The sequence below is a fragment of the Oleiphilus sp. HI0125 genome (assembly GCF_001635355.1).
Genome location: NZ_LWGF01000421.1, coordinates 1 through 432 on the forward strand (window position 1 = coordinate 1; position 432 = coordinate 432).

Genomic DNA, 432 nt, shown 5'->3' on the forward strand with positions numbered 1-432 from the left:
ATCAATCGCTGAGACATTAATTGTCGGAACACGCATTGCATTCGTTGATAATTTGCCCCGGAGAGACGGAACAATTCGTTCGATACCTTTATCAAGAGCGGTCTCTACAGGCACCATATTCGCCATTGCGCTTCGCGTTCGACGTAAGTCTTTATTGTGATATGCGTCGATCATAGGTTGATCATTCATGGCTGAGTGGATGGTCGTCATTGATGCTGACTCAATCCCTATGTTCTGGTCCAGCTCACATAAGATCGGAACGATCGCGTTTGTGGTACATGAAGCAGCGGATACAATCTTATCGTTGATATCCATAGTGTGCTCGTTCACACCAAACACAATTGTTTTGTCGATATCTGCTGACGCAGGTTGTGAGAAAAGAACTTTCTTCGCCCCGGCATCAATATGTTTCTGTGCATCCTCTCGCGTGCT

1 pseudogene is annotated in these 432 nt (G+C 45.8%); it reads right to left on the reverse strand.

The features are described from left to right. Positions 1-432: pseudogene (locus tag A3762_RS05690) on the reverse strand (erythrose-4-phosphate dehydrogenase); the annotation flags it as partial.